We start from the raw sequence: 18265 nt of genomic DNA on the forward strand, positions 1-18265 counted from the left end.
CCTCAAGGAACCGACATGTACCCGTCCGTAACGCGCTGGAAGACACTCCTCCGTACGACCGCACTGTCAGTGCTCGCCGCCGTCGCGGCCGTCGGTGTCGGTGCCGTCCCCGCCTCGGCGGCGGAGGGCAACGTCGCCTGGACGGTCCGGACGGCCTCCAACAGCTACGGCGAGGCCCGGTCCAGCTACAGCTACAACGTCAATCCCGGTGGCGCCGTCGACGATGCCATGGTCGTGGCCAACCGGGGTCCCGCGCCGCTGACCCTTTCCGTGTACGCGGCCGACGGCTTCACCACCGACGCGGGCCAGCTTGACCTGCTCACCAAGGACAAGAAGTCCGTCGCCATCGGTGCCTGGGTGAAGGCGAACGCCGCCAGTGTCGTGATCCAGCCCGGAAAGACCGCACAGGTTCCCTTCAAGATCAGCATCCCGGAGAACGCCACCCCCGGTGACTACGTCGGCGGCATCCTCACCGCGCTGACCCAGGCCGACCAGGCCGAGGGCATCAACGTCGACCGTCGCCTCGGTATCCGGATCAAGTTGCGGGTCGGCGGCGAGCTGAAGCCGAACCTCGCGATCGAGGACCTCCACGTCACGTACGCCGGCTCGTCGAACCCGTTCGCCAAGGGCGACGCCACCATCACCTACAAGGTCCACAACATCGGCAACGCCGCCCTGTCCGGGCAGCAGGGGGTGACGGTCTCGGGTCCGTTCGGCCTGCTGCGGGTACGGGCCGCCGACATCGCCGCGCCGCCGGAGCTGCTGCCCGGTGAGAGCTGGAAGGTGACAGTGCCGGTGCACGGGGTCGCTCCCACCATCTCGCTGGCCGCGACCGCGACCCTCACCCCGCTGCTCACCGACGCCTCCGGCTCCACCACCTCGCTCAAGCCGGTCCAGGTCACCGCGCACGGCTGGGCCCTGCCGTGGATGCTGGTGCTGGTGCTCGTCGTACTGATCGCGGTGCTCGTCGGCGCGTACCGGTACCGGCGCCGCAACCGGACGCAGCGCAAGGTGCGCGAAGACGCCCGCGTACGCGACGCCGTCGAGCAGGCGCTGCGTGCTCAGGAGCCACGGACGTCCTGACCGCTGCCTCCGTCACCGCCGCCGACCGTGGTCGGCGGCGGTAGCCGTCCTCGCGGTCCGCCCGCCTTTCCCGCTCCGCCCCGGCTACGCCCGTCACTCCACGCCGACAGCAGCCGGTCGCCCTTGTGGGTGAACGACGCTCAGCCCTGGACCGCGCCTGTGCCCGAGCCGGCATGCTGCGACGGGAACGCCGGCACGGAGAGGGAATCCACATGGTTGACGGGGATGTGCCAGAGCGGATGCAGGCCGCGGCCTTCGACGAGTTCGGTGGGCCGGAGGTGATCACGCTGCGGAAGCTGCCGATCCCCGAGGTCGCCGACGACGAGGTGCTGATCAAGGTCTTGAGCGCCGGCGTGGGGGTGTGGGACGCGTACGAGCGGCAGGGCATCCTCGTGCCGGAGGGCTCCTCCCTCCCGATCGTGCCCGGCTCCGACGGCGCCGGGACCGTGATCGCGGCCGGCAGCAAGGTGTCCAACGTCGCGGTCGGAGAGCTGGTCTACGTCTCCGCCACGACCCGACCGAAGGGCGGCTGCTACGCCGAGTACGCGGCCGTCAAGGCGGAGTACGCGGCGAAGGTGCCCGACGGAGTGCCGGCCGAGCACGCCGGTGCGATGCCCACCGACGCGCTGACCGCGTTGGCCGGGCTCGACACGCTCAGCCTGTCGGCCGGCTCGTGGTTGCTGATCTTCGGGGCGAGCGGCGGACAGGGTCACCTGGCGGTGCAGTTGGCCAAGCGCCAGGGGCTGAACGTCATCGCCGTGGCCTCCGGGGTGGACGGCGTCGCGCTGGTGACCCGGCTCGGTGCCGACATCTCCCTCGACGGCCACGGCGACCTGGACGACGTGCTCGCCCGGATCCGGGACGCGGCACCGGCCGGAGTGGCCGCCATCCTCGCGATGGCCGGCGGTGCGACAGTGGACCGGCTCACCGAGACGCTCGTCGACGGCGGCGTGGTCGCGTACGCCCACGGGGTGCAGCCGGAGCCGAGCGAACGCCCCGGCGTCGTGGTCCGGGCGTACGACGGCGAGTCGAACCCCCGGCAGTTGCAACGCCTCAACGAACTCATCGAGGCGGGACCGTTCGTGGTGCACGTCGCGGAGACGTTCCCACTGGGCAAGGTGCGGGAGGCACACAAGCGTCTGCAGACCTCCTACGCGGGGAAGCTCCTGCTGACGGTGGCCTGAGACGTCAGTGCGTGCGCTGCTGCGGCACGCGTACCGATGCCATGCCGGCTGCGGTCGCGGCCTGAATGCCCAGGTCGGTGTCCTCGAAGACCAGGCACGACTCCGGGGGTACGCCGAGGTGCTCCGCCGCGAGCAGGAACGCCTCCGGGTCGGGCTTGGCCCGCGTGTAGTCGTCGGCGCAGACCAGCACGTCGAACCGGTCCAGCAGGCCGAGCGCATCGAGGGAGGCGGTGACCGAGGCGCGGGTGCTGCCGGAGACGACAGCGAACGGGACCCGCCGGTGCGCGTCGTGGATGTGCGCCAGCACGTCGGGCACGGCGGCGAGCTGCGGCAGCAACTCCTGGTAGATGCGCTCACGGTTCTCGACGACGGTCGCCACCGGCATCGCCAGACCCTGCTGCTCGTTCAGGGCGACGATGATGTCGGCGGTCGGCCGGCCACCCCAGGCGTAGAAGAGCTCCTCGGGGAACTCGCAGCCCCATTCCTCCAGGGCCCGCTGCCAGGCCACGTAGTGCAGCGGCATCGAGTCGACGATCGTGCCGTCGCAGTCGAACAGGTACGCGGCGAACTCACCGGGAGGCAGAGGCAGACTCACCCGGGGAAGGGTACAGCTCACTCGGTCGTGACAGCTCTGAGCCGGCCGAGCAGGTACGCCCGCTCCGGCTCGGTGCCGACCAGCGCCAATGCGCTGCGGTACGCCTCGGCCGCCTCGTCGTACCGGCCGAGGCGGCGCAGCAGGTCGGCCCGCGCCGCCGGATAGGGATGGTGACCGCGCAGGTGCGGATCGTCGGCCAACCCGTCGAGCAGGGCGAGCCCTGCCTCGGGCCCGTCCCGCATGGCCACCGCGGCGGCCCTGTTCAACGCGACGATCGGCGACGGCACCAGGTCGAGCAGCACGTCGTAGAGCGCCACCACCTGCGGCCAGTCGGTGCTCGCCACGTCCGCCGCCTCGTCGTGCAGGGCGGCGATGGCAGCCTGCACCCCGTACGGGCCGGGGGCGGGGCCGGTCAACGCGACAACGACCAGCCCGCGCCCCTCCTCGATCATCGGGCGGTCCCAGCGTCCACGATCCTGCTCGTCCAGGAGGATCATCGCGCCGTCCGGTCCGGTACGCGCGTCCCGTCGGGCATGGACCAGCAGCATCAGACCGAGCAGCCCGGCGACCTCCCGCTCGGCCGGTAGCAGCCGACGAAGGATCCGGCCCAGCCGGATGGCCTCCTCGGCAAGATCGATCCGTTGGAGATCCGGGCCGGAACTGGCGGCGTACCCCTCGGTGAACACCGAGTAGACGGCCTGGAGCACCGTGGGCAGTCGACCGGGCAACTCGTCCTCCCCGGGCACCCGGAACGGGATACGGGCGTCCCGGATCTTCCGCTTGGCCCGGACGAGCCGCTGAGCCATCGTCGCCGGCGGCACCAGGAAGGCCCGCGCCACCTCGACAGTGGTGAGACCGGCGAGGAACCGCAGGGTGAGCGCCCCGCGATCCGGCGCGGCCAGGGCCGGGTGCGCGCAGGTGAAGAAGAGCGCCAGTCGGTCGTCGGGGAGGTCCCGGTCCGCGTCGGCGGGTGGGGCGGGGTCGGCCCGCTCGGCCTCGGCCCGGAGTACGGCGAGCCGCGTCGCCAGCACCTTGTCGCGTCGCAGCCGGTCCACCGCCCGACGCCGAGCCGTGGTGAGCAGCCACGCGCCCGGTCGACTCGGCACACCGTCGGTCGGCCAGTGCACGAGCGCCGCCTCGATGGCCTCGGACGCGACCTCCTCGGCCAGGTCGAGATCTCCGAAGCGGTGCACGAGCGAGGCGAGCAGTCGACCGCGTTCCTCCCGGAACACCGCCTCCACCGACGAACTGACGGCCGACTCCCCGTCCGGCACGATCAGGCCTGCATGTCGAACTCGAAGATCGGACGAACCTGCACCGACCCGGTACCGATGGCACCAGGGCTGCGGGCCGCCCAGTCCAGCGCGGCGTCGAGGTCCGGCACGTCGATCACGTCGTACCCGCCGAGCAGCTCCCGGGTCTCGGCGAACGGCCCGTCGGTGATCGTGCGCTCACCGCCGGGGCCGACCTGCACCGTCGTGCAGGTGGTCAGGTCCTGTAGCGGATACCCGGAGACCCAGACCCCGGCGTCCTTCATCTCCCGGTCGTAGCGGATCCAGTCCTCGACGGTGCACCCGTTGTCGACGGCCTCCCCGTCGGCCACGGGACTCATGAACAGCAGCATGTACTTCACGTTCCGGCTCCTCTCGGTGCGGCGTGTCGCCGTACAGCATGACGACGATCGGAGACCGGGGATGTCGACACGGCACGTCACGATTTTCTTGGCCGCACTGGCCGCGCGGGTTTGGGCCGCTCGTCGCGCCGGTCCACCCGTCGCTCGAACCAGGTCACCCCGACCAGGAGGACGGTCAGCAGGGCGAGCGCCGCCAGCGGAGGCAGGGAGCGGCCGACCGGCAGCAGGACCAGCGGCAGCACCGCGACGACGACCTGCGTCGGGTAGATCGTCCAGAGGGTCAGTCGGCGGAAGACCAACCTGCTGAGCAGGTAGACGGCCGCGCCACCGAAGAGCGCGGTGGCCGCCTCCCAACCCAGTGGATCGGCACGCGCCGACTCCTCGGTGAGCCGGCCGATCACCTCCTCGATGCCGAGCGCGACGTAGATCGCCCCGATGATCAACGGCGAGTGCCCGAGGCCGTACGCGTCACCGGCGACGTCGCCGCGTCGGTCATCCGGCACGTTGCTGACGGCCTCCCGCGCGGCGGGCGCCAGCCGGTCGAAGTAGAGCCACCACAGACACACAGTGCTGGCGAGACCGAGCAGCGCGGCCACCACCGCCGCACTGACCGGCGCCATCGTCCGTGGGCTCGCACCGGCGGAGATCAACGACTCGCCCAGCGCGATGATGAGCACCAGACCGAACCGCTCGGTGAAGTGGCCCACGCTGCGCAGTTGCCACGGCCGGAAGGCCGATGCGATCCGTGCGCCACCGATGTCCACCAGCAGCGCGACCGTCCAGAGCGCGGTCTGGCCCGCACCGCCGAGCAGCGCTCCACCGATCAGCGGGAACCACGCCAGCACCACCGGCACGACGAAGAAGCGCAGCGTCGAACGAAGTGGCTGGTCCGTCCTGCTCACCCAGAACAGGACCACGAGCTGCACCGCGCGTCCGACGACGTAGGCCAGGGCGAGCGCGAGCGGCGCGTCAACGAGCCCCGGGCCCTGGGTCCACGCGTCTGGCAGCACCAGAGCGACCACGAAGATCGCCGCCATCGCGACCAGGGTGGCCGCGCGGACCAGGCCGACGTCCGCGCGCACCAGGTTCCCCACCCAGGTGTACGGCCCCCAGGAGTAGAGCAGGAGCAGGAGCAGGAGCAGCCCCTGAGCCAGAGTGAGCGCGGTCGGCGATCCGGCCATGAACGTGATGACCCGGGTGAGGGCGAAGACGAAGACCAGATCGAAGAAGATCTCGAACATCGTGGTCCGGTGCGCCTCCGCCACCGGTACCGGTCGAACGCCCGAAATCCCCCTCATCCCCGCATTCTGCGTCAGGGTGGAGCGGGAACCGGCCGACCGTTCACCCGGTCCCCCCGCCGAGCACCGGACGCCCCGGCCTCAGGCCGAGGTCTGCGTCCGCCGCCGGCTCCGCTCCGCCCGCCGCCGCACCTGCTGGTACGCGCCGGTCAACCCCATCGCCCGGCGTACCTCGATCAGGGTCTGCCGGACTTCCTGACGGGTCCGTTCGGTGCCCTCGACGATCAGCCGGTCGACCAACCCCCGGTCGGCCTCGATCTCGGCCCGGCGCTGCCGAATCGGCGCCAGGAACGCTTCCAACGCGACGACCAGGCGTTCCTTGACCTCCACGTCACCGACCTGCCCGGCCCGGTAACGCCGGGCCAGGTCGGCCACCTCGTCGCGGTCCGGATTGAAGACCTCGTGGTACGCGAACACCGGGTTGCCCTCCACCGTGCCCGGCACGTCGGCCCGTACCCGATTCGGGTCGGTGTACATGCCGAGCACCTTCCGCCGCACGGTGGCGGCGTCGTCGGACAGTGCGATCGTGTTGCCCCGGCTCTTGCTCATCTTGGCCGCGCCGTCGGTGCCCACCAGGCTCGGCGTGTCCGCCGGGATCAGCTCAGGCACCGGGAAGACCGGGCCGTACAGATGATTGAATCGGCGCGCGATCTCCCGGGTCACCTCGACGTGCGCGGCGTTGTCCCGGCCGACCGGGACCGCCTCGCCCTTGACGCAGAGGATGTCCGCGGCCTGGAGCACGGGGTAACCCAGCAATCCGTACGGCATCTCCTCCTTGCCGGCGTCTCGGGCCATGTCCTTGAGTGACGGGACCCGTTCCAGCCGGGGGACGGTCACCAGGTTCTGGAGGAGTGTGTTGAGGTCACCGACCTCCGGGATCGCCGACTGGAGATAGAAGATGGCCCGCTCCGGGTCGACGCCGGCGGCCAGGATGTCGGTCACCATCTCCCGGGCGTTGCCGGAAACCTGGTCGATGTCCTCGCGGCGATTGCGAGTGGTGAGCATGTGCAGGTCGGCGATGATGAAGAAGCTCTCGTAGCGCCGGTGCAGCCGCACCCGGTTGGCGATGCTGCCGACGTAGTGGCCGAGGTGAAGGCGGCCGGTGGGCCGGTCGCCGGTGAGCATTCGTGCGACGGACATGGTGGTGTGCCTCTCGTATCCGAGGGTGGGGTGACGCGGGCGCGCGCCGAGCGGGTCCCTTCCGAAACCCCTCGGTCAGCGGGATCGGCTCAGCGAGCCGTCCGCCATCGCGCGCCGGCGCGGTACCGCAGACCACCGGCACGGAGGACGTTCAGAAGTTGCTCCCGGCCATCGCCGGGGCTGGTTGCGATCCCGGGCAGCGCGCCGAGCGGGAGGCCGTCGACCGTGTCGACCGCCTCCGACGCGCAGTTGCCCAGTCGGACCACGAGCTCAGATTACCCGCGGTATGGCTCCGGGCGGGGGAAGGTAACTGTCGGCGTAGTAGCTGCCGACACGTTCCCGGTACTCCGGGTCGGCCGGATCCGCCTCGAACGGCGGTGCGTCCTTGATCGCCTGCCGAGCGCGGTCGACGTGCACGACGCGTTCCTGGTGGTCCACCCGAACCACAGTGCCAGCCGGCAGCAGCACCTTCTGGCCGAAGATCCACGGGCCGGTGTCCACCACCAGGTATCCCGCATCCGCCTCGTTGCTCGCCTCGTCGATGGTGCCGATCCGCCCGTCGGTCGCCTCCACGTGGTAGCCCACCAGGTCCACTGGTGTGCCAGGGCCGGGCGCGTCCGGGCCGTCGTGCCCACCGTCCGGGCCTTCCGGCGGCGTGACCGCGGGGGTGGTCTGCGTGTATCCGCCAGCGAGGGCGGACGGGTCACGCCATGCCCAGGGATTGAAGATCGAGGGTTGCACGGGGCACCTCCGGGGGGACGGTCGGCAACTGTCCTCTTTCGCAGTGCCCACCTCGCTGCCGTCGGAAACGGAATGAGTCCCGGGCGTCGGTGGCGCCTGCTGTGCCCGTGCGGGTCTCGCGGGGATGCCCGGCTGGCTTGACGGCGGCTCTGGTGGGCAGCCGCGCTGGCATACTCGGCTGCCATGGTGTTGTCGCGACGGTGGGCTGTCTTCCTGGTCGGGGTCGGGATCTGGACCTGGGTGATCTGGCCGAGGTTCGCGGTTGCCATCTGGCAGGACCCGCGGTCCTGGGCGTCCGGCACGGTCGCCGACGGCGCGCCCACCAGCTTTCTGTGGGTGCACGCGCTGTTGATCGGGGCGTCACTGGCCATCGGAACGACTGTGGGTGTCCTCGGCATCCGGGCGTGGCTGGTCGCCCGGCGGCGGCAGGCGTCCTGACCTGCCCATTCGGTGCTCTGGCGGCCTTTCCGTTGGCGTGAGTGGGCGGCCGCGAACCCGAATGTGACGCGCGCCGCTACCCGCGGATTTGACGATCAAACCCGCGGACGCGTAACTTTCTCTCTGCCAGCGCGGAACGGGGCAAACGGGACGAAAGTCCTGAGGCCGCAAACCAAGCTGGTGACCGGGTCAAGCAGGGGTTCGCTCCTGTGAGACACGGCCGGGCGGGGCTCGCCGGATTGGCCGCGAGGCGGATTTGGTGCGGCGAAGCCGACCGGGTAAGGTTCACGACCGGCAGGGCACCGGGCGAGCTTGCGGGAAACCGCAGCGGCCGGCCTGCCAAATCCGACGACCTGACGCAGCGGTTCGCTGCTGCGTGAGTGCGCCGGGGCCAACCCGCACGAAGCATGACAGACCGGGACACACGGTTTGACACGGCCGAGACGGTGAGGTAACGTAGTAAAAGTGCCCGGCGCGAGAGCGGCGGGGACACGGAACGAAAAGCCCCGGTTGGGGTTCCACTGAGGTGGGGCTTCTGGTCGGTGTGTGGTTGTTCTTTGAGAACTCAACAGGGTGCTTGTAAAGCCAGTGCCAATTATGATTTATACCCCGGACTGGTCAGTTTTTGCTGGCTGGTTGGGATTCCTTTGGCAACATTTGTTTGTTGTCAGGATGCTGTTCAACATAGTTTTTTGTTGGAGAGTTTGATCCTGGCTCAGGACGAACGCTGGCGGCGTGCTTAACACATGCAAGTCGAGCGGAAAGGCCCTTCGGGGTACTCGAGCGGCGAACGGGTGAGTAACACGTGAGCAACCTGCCCCAAGCTTTGGGATAACCCTCGGAAACGGGGGCTAATACCGAATATTACTGCTGGCCGCATGGCTGGTGGTGGAAAGTTTTTCGGCTTGGGATGGGCTCGCGGCCTATCAGCTTGTTGGTGGGGTGATGGCCTACCAAGGCGACGACGGGTAGCCGGCCTGAGAGGGCGACCGGCCACACTGGGACTGAGACACGGCCCAGACTCCTACGGGAGGCAGCAGTGGGGAATATTGCACAATGGGCGGAAGCCTGATGCAGCGACGCCGCGTGAGGGATGACGGCCTTCGGGTTGTAAACCTCTTTCAGCAGGGACGAAGCGAGAGTGACGGTACCTGCAGAAGAAGCACCGGCCAACTACGTGCCAGCAGCCGCGGTAAGACGTAGGGTGCGAGCGTTGTCCGGATTTATTGGGCGTAAAGAGCTCGTAGGCGGCTTGTCGCGTCGACCGTGAAAACTTGGGGCTCAACCCCAAGCCTGCGGTCGATACGGGCAGGCTAGAGTTCGGTAGGGGAGACTGGAATTCCTGGTGTAGCGGTGAAATGCGCAGATATCAGGAGGAACACCGGTGGCGAAGGCGGGTCTCTGGGCCGATACTGACGCTGAGGAGCGAAAGCGTGGGGAGCGAACAGGATTAGATACCCTGGTAGTCCACGCTGTAAACGTTGGGCGCTAGGTGTGGGGGGCCTCTCCGGTTCCCTGTGCCGCAGCTAACGCATTAAGCGCCCCGCCTGGGGAGTACGGCCGCAAGGCTAAAACTCAAAGGAATTGACGGGGGCCCGCACAAGCGGCGGAGCATGCGGATTAATTCGATGCAACGCGAAGAACCTTACCTGGGTTTGACATGGCCGCAAAACCTCCAGAGATGGGGGGTCCTTCGGGGGCGGTCACAGGTGGTGCATGGCTGTCGTCAGCTCGTGTCGTGAGATGTTGGGTTAAGTCCCGCAACGAGCGCAACCCTCGTTCGATGTTGCCAGCGCGTTATGGCGGGGACTCATCGAAGACTGCCGGGGTCAACTCGGAGGAAGGTGGGGATGACGTCAAGTCATCATGCCCCTTATGTCCAGGGCTTCACGCATGCTACAATGGCCGGTACAATGGGCTGCGATACCGTGAGGTGGAGCGAATCCCAAAAAGCCGGTCTCAGTTCGGATCGGGGTCTGCAACTCGACCCCGTGAAGTCGGAGTCGCTAGTAATCGCAGATCAGCAACGCTGCGGTGAATACGTTCCCGGGCCTTGTACACACCGCCCGTCACGTCACGAAAGTCGGCAACACCCGAAGCCGGTGGCCCAACCCTTGTGGAGGGAGCCGTCGAAGGTGGGGCTGGCGATTGGGACGAAGTCGTAACAAGGTAGCCGTACCGGAAGGTGCGGCTGGATCACCTCCTTTCTAAGGAGCACCTTCCGACGAAAGTCGGTAAGGAGCCCGCATCACCCGAATGTGGTGGTGGGGTGCTCGAATGGCGGAGACACTGGCAAGTTTTGCCCTGGCAACGGCCGGCGGCGCCTAGTACAGCCACCCCTGGGTGGTGGGAACGGTGGCTTCTGGTGCGGCTGGGGGAGAATGTGAGCACCCTGTTGGGTCCTGAAAGAACAACCATCGTGTTGTTTCTTTCGGAACCGTAGCGAGCCTGTGGGTTCGCGAGGTTGCCAGGCATGGCCTGGCCTCACATACCGCTGGTCTGAGGACTGGGTTTGGTGTGGGGCGGATCGGGTTGTGGGTTGGTCGTTTGTTGAGAATTGCACAGTGGACGCGAGCATCTTTGTGGTCAAGTTGTCAAGGGCGAACGGTGAATGCCTTGGCACCAGGAGCCGATGAAGGACGTGGGAGGCCGCGATAGGCCTGGGGGAGCTGTCAACCAAGCTGTGATCCCAGGGTGTCCGAATGGGGAAACCTGGCACCAGTCATGTGGTGTCACCCACACCTGAACACATAGGGTGTGTGGAGGGAACGCGGGGAAGTGAAACATCTCAGTACCCGTAGGAAGAGAAAACAATTTAGTGATTCCGTGAGTAGTGGCGAGCGAAAGCGGATCGAGGCTAAACCGGCTGCGTGTGATACCTGTCAGGGGTTGCGTGGTCGGGGTTGTGGGACCCCGCTGAGTGTACTGACATGCGCTCGAGGAGTTACAAAGTTAGTGGCTAGTCGAACAGTCTGGAATGGCTGACCGTAGACGGTGAAAGTCCGGTAGGTGAAAGTTGCTGACCTTCTGTGGGTGTTCCCGAGTAGCGGCGGACCCCTGAAATCTGCCGTGAATCTGCCAGGACCACCTGGTAAGCCTAAATACTTCCTGGTGACCGATAGCGGACAAGTACCGTGAGGGAATGGTGAAAAGTACCCCGGGAGGGGAGTGAAATAGTACCTGAAACCGTTCGCCTACAATCCGTCGGAGCCTTGCGGGGTGACGGCGTGCCTTTTGAAGAATGAGCCTGCGAGTTAGTGGCATGTGGCGAGGTTAACCCGTGTGGGGGAGCCGTAGCGAAAGCGAGTCTGAATAGGGCGATTCAGTCGCGTGTCCTAGACCCGAAGCGGAGTGATCTAGCCATGGGCAGGCTGAAGCGCGGGTAAGACCGCGTGGAGGGCCGAACCCACCAATGTTGAAAAATTGGGGGATGACCTGTGGTTAGGGGTGAAAGGCCAATCAAACTCCGTGATAGCTGGTTCTCCCCGAAATGCATTTAGGTGCAGCGTCGCGTGTTTCTTGCCGGAGGTAGAGCACTGGATGGTCTAGGGGGCCCACAAGCTTACCGAAATCAGCCAAACTCCGAATGCCGGTAAGTGAGAGCGCGGCAGTGAGACTGCGGGGGATAAGCTTCGTAGTCGAGAGGGAAACAGCCCAGATCACCAGCTAAGGCCCCTAAGCGTGTGCTAAGTGGAAAAGGATGTGGGGTCGCATAGACAACCAGGAGGTTGGCTTAGAAGCAGCCACCCTTTAAAGAGTGCGTAATAGCTCACTGGTCAAGTGGTTCCGCGCCGACAATGTAGCGGGGCTCAAGCACACCGCCGAAGCTGTGGCATTCACATTTTATCCTCGCTTGGACGTGATTCCTTGTGCAGGTGTGTGGATGGGTAGGGGAGCGTCGTGCCGCGAGTGAAGCAGCGGGGTGACCCAGTTGTGGACGCGGCACGAGTGAGAATGCAGGCATGAGTAGCGAAAGAAGGGTGAGAAACCCTTCCGCCGGATGACCAAGGGTTCCAGGGCCAGGCTAATCCGCCCTGGGTGAGTCGGGACCTAAGGCGAGGCCGAGAGGCGTAGTCGATGGACAACGGGTTGATATTCCCGTACCCGCGAAAGAGCGTCCCTGATGAACCTCGTTGTGCTAACCACCCAAACTGACGGAGACCTTCGGGTTGATGTTGGGGAGCGTGGGAACCTGACGGGTAGTAGTCAAGCGATGGGGTGACGCAGGAAGGTAGCTGAGCCCGGCCGGTGGTTGTGCCGGGGTAAGCGTGTAGGCCGTGGTGTAGGCAAATCCGCACCACATGAAGGCTGAGACGTGATGCCGAGCCGATTCAGGTGAAGTCAGTGATCCTATGCTGCCGAGAAAAGCCTCTAGCGAGTTCTTAGCGGCCCGTACCCCAAACCGACACAGGTGGTCAGGTAGAGAATACCGAGGCGATCGGGCGAACTGTGGTTAAGGAACTCGGCAAATTGCCCCCGTAACTTAGGGAGAAGGGGGGCCGGAGACGTGAAGCCCCGCGCGGGTGGAGCGTTGTATGGCCGCAGAGAGCAGGGGGAAGCGACTGTTTACTAAAAACACAGGTCCATGCGAAGAAGTAATTCGATGTATATGGACTGACGCCTGCCCGGTGCTGGAACGTTAAGGGGACCTGTTAGCTCTTCGGGGCGAAGCGGAGAACTTAAGCGCCAGTAAACGGCGGTGGTAACTATAACCATCCTAAGGTAGCGAAATTCCTTGTCGGGTAAGTTCCGACCTGCACGAATGGCGTAACGACTTCCCCACTGTCTCAACCACAGGCCCGGCGAAATTGCAGTACGAGTAAAGATGCTCGTTACGCGCGGCAGGACGGAAAGACCCCGGGACCTTTACTATAGCTTGACATTGGTACTCGAATTAGCTTGTGTAGGATAGGTGGGAGCCGGTGAAGTCCATACGCCAGTATGGGTGGAGGCAATCTTGAAATACCACTCTGGTTGATTTGGGTATCTAACTTCGGACCGTTATCCGGTTCAGGGACAGTGTCTGGTGGGTAGTTTAACTGGGGCGGTTGCCTCCTAAAAGGTAACGGAGGCGCCCAAAGGTTCCCTCAGCCTGGTTGGCAATCAGGTGTTGAGTGCAAGTACACAAGGGAGCTTGACTGTGAGACTGACAGGTCGAGCAGGGACGAAAGTCGGGACTAGTGATCCGGCACTTGCGAGTGGAAGCGGTGTCGCTCAACGGATAAAAGGTACCCCGGGGATAACAGGCTGATCTTCCCCAAGAGTCCATATCGACGGGATGGTTTGGCACCTCGATGTCGGCTCGTCGCATCCTGGGGCTGTAGCAGGTCCCAAGGGTTGGGCTGTTCGCCCATTAAAGCGGTACGCGAGCTGGGTTTAGAACGTCGTGAGACAGTTCGGTCCCTATCCGCCGTGCGCGTAGGATACTTGAGAAGGGCTGTCCCTAGTACGAGAGGACCGGGACGGACGAACCTCTGGTGTGCCAGTTGTCCTGCCAAGGGCACGGCTGGTTAGCTACGTTCGGAAGGGATAACCGCTGAAAGCATCTAAGCGGGAAGCCTGCTTCAAGATGAGGTATCCCACCCACTTTGTGGGGTAAGGCCCCCAGCTAGACGACTGGGTTGATAGGCCGGAAATGTAAGCCCGGTAACGGGTTCAGTTGACCGGTACTAATAGGCCGAGGACTTGACTACTAAGCTGCTACGCGTCCACTGTGCAACTCTGAACAAGCGAACACCCGTGAACTTTTGCCCGGGGTTGTTTGATATGTTCATAGAGTTACGGCGGTCATGGCGGAGGGGAAACGCCCGGTTACATTCCGAACCCGGAAGCTAAGCCCTCCAGCGCCGATGGTACTGCACTCGTGAGGGTGTGGGAGAGTAGGACGCCGCCGGACAATCTTTCAGAAAGGGCCACCCCCGATGGGGGTGGCCCTTTCTGCGTTCCCGCACCCTGATCAGGCGGTCAATACCCTGCCGTTGCTGCATGGCGGGCGCACCCTCAGCGTGATCCACTCCAGGTCGCCGACGTGGCGGTATCTCCCGCGGCGGATACCGCCATATCGGCGAAACGAAGCCGATCAACGCGCGCAACGGTGCGAGTAGCTCCCGGTGGCACGCCTTTGGCGATCTAGGGAGTCGGCTTCGTTGAGGTCGGTGTTTCCCGCCCGCTGGATGCCCCGACATCAGTGAACCGAGTCGACCGGGCGTTCGGGGCACCGCCAGGGGGTGGTCAGCTGAGGTCGGTGAAGTCGCCGGCGGTACGCCAACCCGCGCAGCCGGCGCACGTTCGTTCTACCCACAGATTGTGGGCGCGGAGGTGCGATGGCACCTCCGCGCTGAGGCAGTGAGGAACAGACCGGACCAAGGCCGTAAGGCCCTTGGGGCTTAGGAGGGCTTCGGGCCGCAGACGTAGCGGGGCTCCGCGTCGTAGCGCCAGGTGAACTTCTCCCGCTTGACCACTGCCCCACCCTTCTTGATGACCCGGAAGGCGTCCTGGGTGAAACCGTTGATCCCGTTGGTCGCGATGCACGACGGACCGGGCTCCAGGTGGATCAGCTTCGGTGTGGTGATGTTGCGGCGGGGACCGTACTCCGTCTTCACGCTGTCGTAGATCTTCGTGCTCCAGATCGACACGGTGATCGTGCTGGACGTGTACGACGTGTCGATGAGGAGGCCGTACTCGGTGTTGTTGCGGAACTTGAAGTCCAGGTCCGGCCAGAAAATCGTCGACTCGATGACCGCCGGGTACCTGTCGAACCAGTACGAGTGCGGCTTGTGCTCGACGTCCTCCAACCCGGCGTAGTAGGTCGCGTTGAAGAGCGTGGTGGTGAACTGCGAGGTGCCACCGCCGACACCCGGCACCAGTTTGCCGTTGAGGATGACCGGCGCGTCTCGGTAGCCCTGTGCGTAGCCGCGTTCGCCGGTGTGGCCGTTCAGGGAGAACGTCTTCCCGGGTAGGACGACGGTGCCGTCGACGTCCTTGGCGATGGTGGCGATGTTCTGGCTGCGCGAGGAGGCCAAGCCGCCGGTGAACCGGGTGGTGAAGGTGGACACCTGTTCCTTGATGCCCAGGCCGGACAGCTTCTCCGCCGTCAGTTCGGGTTGGGTCGGCTTCAGCTCGCCGGTCACCTCGCGACCGTCCGCCTTCGGTAGCACGGCCAGCAGGTCCTGCCCCAGGGTTGCCGTGTCCAGTTGCTGGCCGGGGCGCCCGTCGGTGACGGTGGGGCGGCCACCGGAGATGCTCATGGTGGCGTCCTTGGCCGGTACCTCAATGGTGTTCAGGTCGTCGCCGAGCGCTGCCCGCAGTCGCTTGACGTCCACCGACGGGGTGAGCTTGCCGGTCTTGTCGGCGGTGAACCGCAGGCTCTTCGCGATGACGGTGGGTGGGACCTTCACCGACCCCTTGGTGGTGCGGAGCGTGACGGGGGCGGCGACCGCTGGCTTCGCCAGCTCGTTGACCAGCCGGTCCAGCTCTTCCGGTGTGGTCGTCGGGTGGGTCTCCACCAGCGGCACCGTGATCGGTGTGCCGGCCAGCCAGCCGGCGCGGACCACCTCGGCGGAGCGTTCCGGAGCCAGGGCCAGCCCGGGCTTGGGCTGCACCACCTTCGGCTTGGTGCCCTGATAGGTGATCGCCGGCATGGTCATGCCCTGGGCCTGGTCGCCGAGGACCTTACGGAGGGCTTCGTCCAACCGGGCAACGTCGACGGTGACCACCGGGTCGACAGTGCGGGAACCGACCAGCCGGCTGACCGGGTGCGCGTCGGCCGCAGCCGCAGCCGCGACGGTCGCCGGCACGTCGACCTCAAGCCCGACGTCGGCCGGGTTGATCTCGGCCGTACGCCCGTCGACGCTGACGGTCAGCGGCTTGGCGTGGTCCGCCGCCCGCCGGGCCAGCTCCGCCCGCAACTCCCGGTCGGCGTCCGCGCGGCTCCGGCCGCCCAGTTCGGCGCCGAGCACGCTGGTACCGCGCGGAACATCTCCGGCGTACGCCCAGGCACCCGCACCTGCCACCGCGGCGAACACACCCCCGGTGACGCCGGCGGCGAGCAACATCCGCATGCGGCGGGGGCGGCGCGGGCCGGCCTCCGGCTCGGAGGGGCCGGGCGCCGTCGAGGTGGCCGGCCCGTCGTCGGGCCAGGTGACCGCGGTGACCTGCACGGTGGGCCGGTCGTCGGCGGGTGGAGTCTTGTCGCCGTACAGCGTCACTGGAACCTCGATCGCCAGGGTGCCGCGGGAGTTTCCCACTCCCGGAGGCACCTACGGTAACGAATGCCCGGCGGTCCTTGGCGGCTACGCCCACCGGACCCAGGTGCGGCGTGTCGTCCGGCGTGTCGCACGAGCCCGGGGGCGCTGCCGGCGGGGGACCGCCGACGTGGCACGGTGGCCTCGTGGACACAGCGGAGCGGGTGTTGGCGTACGGCGGCGGTTGGCTGGACCGGGCGGGCCCGCTGCGCACCGATCCGGCCCGGGTGGAGGCCCTGCTCGCCGAGCCGACCACGGTCGTGCTGCCGATGTGGCGGGACCGCTGTCTCGTCGACGGGGACGGCCCGGTGCGGCTCACCGCGGACCGTGCGTCGCTCGTCCGGTCCGCCGCCGGTGAGACCGTCTTCCTCGGGCTGGACGGGGACGTGGCGGTGTTCGCCGCTGACCTGTCCGCGCTCCCCGAGCGGTCCGCCGCCGAGATGGCTGGTGCGACGCGTGCCGTCGACGTACGGGCGCTGGTCGGGCGGCTCGATGCGGGCGACGCGGCCGTCCAGGCGTACGCCAGGGGGTTGTTGCACTGGCACCGGCAGCAGCGGTTCTGCGGGAGGTGCGGTGCGCCGGCCGTCGCCGGCGGTGGCGGGCACCTGCGGACCTGTACCGGCGGGGAGTGCGAACGGCTGCTGTTTCCCCGGATCGAACCGGCGATCATCGTGCTGGTCGAGGCACCGGCATCGCCGGGGCGGTGTTTGTTGGCCCGGCACGCGGGCGCGCCAGAGGACGCGTTCTCGACGTTGGCCGGCTTCGTCGAGGTCGGCGAGAGCCTGGAGGACGCGGTCCGTCGGGAGATGGCCGAGGAGGCGGGCGTGACCGTCACCGACGTGACCTACCAGGGGTCGCAGGCGTGGCCGTTCCCCGCCGGCCTGATGGTGGGGTTCCGGGCGACCGCCACGTCCGACGAGGTACGCGTCGACGGCGAGGAGCTGTTGGAGGCGCGTTGGTTCACCCGGGATGAGCTGCGGGAGCGAGTGGAGTCCGGCCGTTCGCTGGGTCGGGTGGACGCGATCGACCACCGTCTCCTGGAGGACTGGTTGGCAGGGGTGTCCTGACCGATCGGCCTGGTTCTACTCGGCAGTAAGTACACCTTTTCAGGTGTGTCGCTGACCCGTACCCTTTGCGCTCATGCCGTCTTCGACCGGTCTGGTGACCGCAGTGAGTTCGCGTGTGGCGTCGCTCCTACCCGACCGGGTCGTCGCGGGAGCGATCCGAGCTGTCTATCCCCGGGTGGAGCCGGAACTCGCGTGCCTCGCGGAGTTCATGCCCGCCGGTGGCACTGCCCTCGACGTGGGCGCCTGGTACGGGCCGTGGACCCAGCGGATGCGCAAGCGGGCCGACCAGGTCGTCGCCATCGAGCCGAACGAGGAACTCGCGCGCAGCATTTCGAGCGCGTTCCCCGATGTGCGGGTGGTGCGTGCGGTGGCGTCGGACCACGAGGGCAGCGCGGAGCTGTTCCTGCCGAAGGCCGGCCCGGCTGTCGGCACGTCGTCCCTCGAACTGGCTGACGGCAGTTCGACGTCGGTCACCGTCCCCCGGGTCACGATCGACGGTCTCGGCCTCCACGACGTGCGGTTCCTGAAGATCGATGTGGAGGGTCACGAGCTGTCGGCGTTGCGCGGAGCGGCCGGGACCATCGACCGGGACGGACCGGTGCTCTTGATCGAGGTCGAGGAGAGGATCCAGCCCATCGCACCGATCTTCGAGCTGCTGGGCGAGTGGGGTTACCGCGGCTACGTGCTGCCGGAGCGCGAATGGGTGCCGCTCGCCGACTTCGATATCCGGGCCAACCAGCGGGGCGCGATAGCGCGGGTCACCCAGAGCCTGGTCCGACGTGTCGTGCTTCCTCGGCCGCGCTACGTCAACTCGGTGTTGTTCAAGCGTGAAGGCAGCTGACC

13 protein-coding genes and 3 rRNA genes are annotated in these 18265 nt (G+C 66.7%); 8 read left to right on the forward strand and 8 right to left on the reverse strand.

Annotated features, from left to right (window positions below):
• The first annotated feature begins 15 nt into the window (after positions 1–15).
• On the forward strand, positions 16–1083 hold the full coding sequence (locus FHU34_RS02370) for a WxL protein peptidoglycan domain-containing protein (RefSeq protein ID WP_145778488.1): 1068 nt from the start codon (positions 16–18) through the stop codon (positions 1081–1083).
• A 212-nt stretch (positions 1084–1295) separates the two neighbouring features.
• On the forward strand, positions 1296–2267 hold the full coding sequence (locus tag FHU34_RS02375; protein ID WP_208744907.1) for an NADP-dependent oxidoreductase: 972 nt from the start codon (positions 1296–1298) through the stop codon (positions 2265–2267).
• A gap of 4 nt (positions 2268–2271) precedes the next feature.
• On the opposite strand, the gene FHU34_RS02380 is transcribed toward FHU34_RS02375, so the two are convergent.
• The 7 genes from FHU34_RS02380 to FHU34_RS02405 all read right to left on the reverse strand — a co-directional run bounded on the left by FHU34_RS02380 (position 2272) and on the right by FHU34_RS02405 (position 7674).
• The gene (locus FHU34_RS02380) at positions 2272–2862 is read right to left on the reverse strand and encodes an HAD family hydrolase (protein WP_145778489.1); all 591 of its coding nucleotides are present in this window, start codon (positions 2860–2862) and stop codon (positions 2272–2274) included.
• Positions 2863–2879: 17 nt separating this feature from the next.
• Positions 2880–4136, reverse strand: a complete 1257-nt coding sequence (locus FHU34_RS02385; RefSeq protein WP_244311524.1) for an RNA polymerase sigma factor — start codon at positions 4134–4136, stop codon at positions 2880–2882.
• Positions 4137–4138: 2 nt separating this feature from the next.
• The gene (locus FHU34_RS02390; RefSeq protein WP_341874457.1) at positions 4139–4486 is read right to left on the reverse strand and encodes a YciI family protein; all 348 of its coding nucleotides are present in this window, start codon (positions 4484–4486) and stop codon (positions 4139–4141) included.
• An 86-nt stretch (positions 4487–4572) separates the two neighbouring features.
• A complete protein-coding gene (locus FHU34_RS02395; protein WP_145778492.1) occupies positions 4573–5793 on the reverse strand; it encodes a low temperature requirement protein A in 1221 nt (406 codons plus the stop codon).
• 81 nt (positions 5794–5874) lie between these two features.
• A complete protein-coding gene (gene trpS, locus FHU34_RS02400) occupies positions 5875–6933 on the reverse strand; it encodes a tryptophan--tRNA ligase (protein ID WP_145778493.1) in 1059 nt (352 codons plus the stop codon).
• A gap of 89 nt (positions 6934–7022) precedes the next feature.
• Positions 7023–7199, reverse strand: a complete 177-nt coding sequence (locus FHU34_RS32800; RefSeq protein WP_167524730.1) for a hypothetical protein — start codon at positions 7197–7199, stop codon at positions 7023–7025.
• A gap of 4 nt (positions 7200–7203) precedes the next feature.
• Positions 7204–7674 carry a PRC-barrel domain-containing protein gene (locus FHU34_RS02405; RefSeq protein ID WP_145778494.1) on the reverse strand — a complete coding sequence of 157 codons (471 nt, stop codon included), beginning with the start codon at positions 7672–7674 and terminating at the stop codon, positions 7204–7206.
• Between the two features lie 183 nt (positions 7675–7857).
• On the opposite strand from FHU34_RS02405, the gene FHU34_RS02410 reads away from it, so the two are divergent.
• From FHU34_RS02410 to rrf, 4 genes are all read left to right on the forward strand, one after another.
• Positions 7858–8112: an SCO4848 family membrane protein gene (locus FHU34_RS02410; protein ID WP_145778495.1), complete on the forward strand. Its 255-nt coding sequence runs from the start codon at positions 7858–7860 to the stop codon at positions 8110–8112.
• A gap of 692 nt (positions 8113–8804) precedes the next feature.
• A 16S ribosomal RNA gene (locus FHU34_RS02420) occupies positions 8805–10319 on the forward strand.
• 377 nt (positions 10320–10696) lie between these two features.
• Positions 10697–13805 (forward strand): 23S ribosomal RNA (locus tag FHU34_RS02425).
• 86 nt (positions 13806–13891) lie between these two features.
• Positions 13892–14008, forward strand: a 5S ribosomal RNA gene (rrf, locus tag FHU34_RS02430).
• The 16S, 23S and 5S rRNA genes sit together here, the layout of an rRNA operon.
• A 490-nt stretch (positions 14009–14498) precedes the next feature.
• Here the strand turns inward: rrf and FHU34_RS02435 are convergent.
• A complete protein-coding gene (locus FHU34_RS02435) occupies positions 14499–16319 on the reverse strand; it encodes a VanW family protein (protein ID WP_145785404.1) in 1821 nt (606 codons plus the stop codon).
• 182 nt (positions 16320–16501) lie between these two features.
• Between FHU34_RS02435 and nudC the strand changes: the two genes are divergently transcribed.
• Together nudC and FHU34_RS02445 are read left to right on the forward strand one after the other, a co-directional pair.
• Entirely contained in the window at positions 16502–17422 is a 921-nt protein-coding gene (nudC, locus tag FHU34_RS02440; protein ID WP_145778497.1) for an NAD(+) diphosphatase, read from the forward strand.
• A gap of 73 nt (positions 17423–17495) precedes the next feature.
• Positions 17496–18263 carry an FkbM family methyltransferase gene (locus FHU34_RS02445; RefSeq protein ID WP_208744908.1) on the forward strand — a complete coding sequence of 256 codons (768 nt, stop codon included), beginning with the start codon at positions 17496–17498 and terminating at the stop codon, positions 18261–18263.
• Positions 18264–18265 lie beyond the last annotated feature (2 nt).

Source organism: Micromonospora taraxaci (assembly GCF_007830095.1).
Lineage (GTDB): Bacteria > Actinomycetota > Actinomycetes > Mycobacteriales > Micromonosporaceae > Micromonospora > Micromonospora taraxaci.